The sequence below is a fragment of the Achromobacter sp. GD03932 genome, assembly GCF_029839485.1.
Classification (GTDB): Bacteria; Pseudomonadota; Gammaproteobacteria; order Burkholderiales; family Burkholderiaceae_B; genus Achromobacter; species Achromobacter bronchisepticus_A.
Window position 1 is genome coordinate 1 of the sequence record NZ_JAOCAT010000065.1, and the last position, 4,056, is coordinate 4,056.

General features: G+C 49.8%; 4 protein-coding genes and 1 pseudogene. 1 reads left to right on the forward strand and 4 read right to left on the reverse strand.

Going from position 1 to position 4,056, the window contains the following annotated elements:
- The 4 genes and pseudogenes from qacE to dfrA32 form a co-directional block, all read right to left on the reverse strand.
- On the reverse strand, positions 1-282 hold a 282-nt coding region (gene qacE, locus N5C88_RS31285; protein ID WP_031969115.1), incomplete at its 3' end, for a quaternary ammonium compound efflux SMR transporter QacE.
- A gap of 116 nt (positions 283-398) precedes the next feature.
- Positions 399-1,237 (reverse strand): annotated as a pseudogene (locus tag N5C88_RS31290) (AadA family aminoglycoside 3''-O-nucleotidyltransferase).
- Between the two features lie 84 nt (positions 1,238-1,321).
- On the reverse strand, positions 1,322-2,542 hold the full coding sequence (ere(A), locus tag N5C88_RS31295) for an EreA family erythromycin esterase (RefSeq protein ID WP_032084014.1): 1,221 nt from the start codon (positions 2,540-2,542) through the stop codon (positions 1,322-1,324).
- 192 nt (positions 2,543-2,734) lie between these two features.
- Positions 2,735-3,208, reverse strand: a complete 474-nt coding sequence (dfrA32, locus tag N5C88_RS31300) for a trimethoprim-resistant dihydrofolate reductase DfrA32 (protein WP_032084013.1) — start codon at positions 3,206-3,208, stop codon at positions 2,735-2,737.
- Between the two features lie 157 nt (positions 3,209-3,365).
- Between dfrA32 and intI1 the strand changes: the two genes are divergently transcribed.
- Positions 3,366-4,056: class 1 integron integrase IntI1 (gene intI1, locus N5C88_RS31305; protein ID WP_110247368.1), on the forward strand; the 691-nt coding region annotated here is incomplete at its 3' end.

Consider the following 4,056-nt stretch of genomic DNA (forward strand, 5'->3'; position numbering starts at 1 on the left):
TATGAGCCCCATACCTACAAAGCCCCACGCATCAAGCTTTTGCCCATGAAGCAACCAGGCAATGGCTGTAATTATGACGACGCCGAGTCCCGACCAGACTGCATAAGCAACACCGACAGGGATGGATTTCAGAACCAGAGAAAGAAAATAAAATGCGATGCCATAACCGATTATGACAACGGCGGAAGGGGCAAGCTTAGTAAAGCCCTCGCTAGATTTTAATGCGGATGTTGCGATTACTTCGCCAACTATTGCGATAACAAGAAAAAGCCAGCCTTTCATGATATATCTCCCAATTTGTGTAGGGCTTATTATGCACGCTTAAAAATAATAAAAGCAGACTTGACCTGATAGTTTGGCTGTGAGCAATTATGTGCTTAGTGCATCTAACGCCGGAGTTAAGCCGCCGCGCGTAGCGCGGTCGGCTTGAACGAATTGTTAGACATCATTTACCAACTGACTTGATGATCTCGCCTTTCACAAAGCGAATAAATTCTTCCAAGTGATCTGCGCGTGAGGCCAAGTGATCTTCTTTTTGTCCCAGATAAGCTTGCTTAGCTTCAAGTAAGACGGGCTGATACTGGGCAGGTAGGCGTTTTATTGCCCAGTCGGCAGCGACATCCTTCGGCGCGATTTTGCCGGTTATTGCGCTGTACCAAATGCGGGACAACGTAAGCACTACATTTCGCTCATCGCCGGCCCAGTCGGGCTGCGAGTTCCATAGCTTCAAGGTTTCCCTCAGCGCCTCGAATAGATCCTGTTCAGGAACCGGGTCAAAGAATTCCTCCGCTGCCGGACCTACCAAGGCAACGCTATGTTCTCTTGCTTTTGTAAGCAGGATAGCTAGATCAATGTCGATCATGGCTGGCTCGAAGATACCCGCAAGAATGTCATTGCGCTGCCATTCTCCAAATTGCAGCTCGCGCTTAGCCGGATAACGCCACGGGATGATGTCGTCATGCACGACAAGGGTGACTTCTATAGCGCGGAGCGTCTCGCTCTCGCCAGGGAAAGCCGAAGCCTCCATAAGGTCATTGAGCAATGCTCGCCGCGTCGTTTCATCAAGCTTTACGGCCACAGTAACCAACAAATCAATATCGCTGTATGGCTTCAGGCCGCCATCCACTGCGGAGCCGTACAAATGCACGGCCAGCAACGTTGATTCCAGATGGCGCTCAATGACGCTTAGCACCTCTGATAGTTGGTTCGAAATTTCGATGGTCACCGCTACCCTCATGATGTCTAACGCGCTGATCACCGGCGGTTGAAAACCGTCCGGTGGATTCGCAGGTTATGCTCCCTCATTTTCATTTCCGGTTTCCTATAGGGCAACTAGGCTGTCCTTGCCGGCGCTTGGAACACAGACGATGGCATCAAATGCCTCGCTCAATTTCGTTTTTACAGAGGCGCTTTGAGACCGCATTCGCTTTGCTTCCATGGGGGCATCTGTCAATGTCAGACATGAATTCTCCGTACCACAGGCGTCGATGACATACTGTTCCATACTATCCTCACGGATTGCATCGGCAGGCGTGGTCACAACAGAGAATCCAAGAGGACTGTCGGGCGATGGGAAATGCATTTCCGGCACGGTGGGTCCAAGATGGGTGAATGCAATCGCACGGTAATTCACCCTCTCTGCGAGGTGCTGCCCCATGGGAACAGCCGTAAGCTCGCCTGAAAAGGAGACTGGGGTTTTTTGTAAATGATTGTTGTGCGCCAGCAGAATTATCTTCACATCCGGATTCGCTCGAACCATTCCATCTACTACGCCCGCCATATACGAGTCACGTACGGAAGTATCTCCCTCAAGAGAGGTACCATCGAAGAAAGTTTTCATTATACGCAAGGTTTCCAACGTATACTCTATCGATTCTATTCGATCAGAGGCTTTTCGGAACAAATCGCTGTTGACGTGTTTTTTCAGTACAGGGGCAAGCGACGCCAAGCGGAGCTTCAATCTGGTTACCCCTGAGATAGCTTTCTCCTGCCGAGCCGTTTCTAGCTCCCCCCATTTTGCCGATGAAATAACCGCCGACTGGCCATCAATGGACGCCAACAAGTGAGTCAGCATATCAACGTGCGGTTTCATGAGGTGATCGATGAGCTGGATAATTTCGGCCAATTGCGCTAGGTCGTCCCTTGGGTTCAGGGTGTTGGGTAAGTCGATTCCGACTAACTGCAGTTTTCTTCCTGATTCGCGGAGATATGATTTCAGCCAGATCAGCACTGAGCCATACACAGAAAAGGTCAGGGTATCCGAAAATCGCTCAAGTTCATGAGCACCGGCTGTTGAGTTGAGCCATTCAGATAACCGGGATGCCTGAATCGCCCCACATTCCAAACCAATCGCATTAAAATCATGCCTTTCGACCAAATAGCGGATAAGACTTGCTCTAGCCAGTGAAAACTCCGCGACAAAATGAGCGCCCTCGCCAATGCCGACAATTCGGGCGCCCTCAATTACGGAAGTAAGAATCTCAAACTCATTGAAGTCCAGATTTTGAGGCTGTAAAAGTGTTCTGGTCGTTCTCCACGTCATTATTTTACCTTTGCGTTTATTACTTTAATCGCCATACGTTCGCTTCGCCAACAACCCGGGTCACAGCATAACGCCGAGTTCAGCGGCAGTTTTTAAGTTGTGGTTTTATGGAATATTTTTGCGCAGCAAAACCATAAAACCACAACTTAAAAACTGTCCAAGGAGCGGAGCGACTGGTGCTGCAACGACTTGTTAGCCTTTTTTCCAAATTTGATATGTATAATTTATATTAGACACAAAAAACTGTTCAAAAACCAAGTTGAAACCTTCAGGTAATATAGGGAATTTAATATCACCTTCAACCTCAACATGAATAGTAGATAGATGAATTATATCTGCTTTTTCAATAAGGCTTTCATAGATTTGCCCCCCACCCGAAATATATACATGATCTGTAATTTTAGATAGTTCTTGCAAAGCATTTTCTATTGAAGGAAAAACCAAGACGTTTTCATTTGACCCTGAAATTCCATTCTTTGACACTACTGCATATTTGCGATTTGGAAGAACTCCCATAGAGTCAAATGTTTTCCTTCCAACAAGAAGCCACTGATTGTATGTGAGCGCCTTAAAGATTAGCTGCTCACCTTTTGCTGACCACGGAATATCAGGACCACTACCGATTACGCCATTTTCTGACACTGCAGAAATCAATGAAATTTTCAATTTAACTCCCGATATGGCTAACTTTGTTTTAGGGCGACTGCCCTGCTGCGTAACATCGTTGCTGCTCCATAACATCAAACATCGACCCACGGCGTAACGCGCTTGCTGCTTGGATGCCCGAGGCATAGACTGTACAAAAAAACAGTCATAACAAGCCATGAAAACCGCCACTGCGCCGTTACCACCGCTGCGTTCGGTCAAGGTTCTGGACCAGTTGCGTGAGCGCATACGCTACTTGCATTACAGTTTACGAACCGAACAGGCTTATGTCCACTGGGTTCGTGCCTTCATCCGTTTCCACGGTGTGCGTCACCCGGCAACCTTGGGCAGCAGCGAAGTCGAGGCATTTCTGTCCTGGCTGGCGAACGAGCGCAAGGTTTCGGTCTCCACGCATCGTCAGGCATTGGCGGCCTTGCTGTTCTTCTACGGCAAGGTGCTGTGCACGGATCTGCCCTGGCTTCAGGAGATCGGAAGACCTCGGCCGTCGCGGCGCTTGCCGGTGGTGCTGACCCCGGATGAAGTGGTTCGCATCCTCGGTTTTCTGGAAGGCGAGCATCGTTTGTTCGCCCAGCTTCTGTATGGAACGGGCATGCGGATCAGTGAGGGTTTGCAACTGCGGGTCAAGGATCTGGATTTCGATCACGGCACGATCATCGTGCGGGAGGGCAAGGGCTCCAAGGATCGGGCCTTGATGTTACCCGAGAGCTTGGCACCCAGCCTGCGCGAGCAGCTGTCGCGTGCACGGGCATGGTGGCTGAAGGACCAGGCCGAGGGCCGCAGCGGCGTTGCGCTTCCCGACGCCCTTGAGCGGAAGTATCCGCGCGCCGGGCATTCCTGGCCGTGGTTCT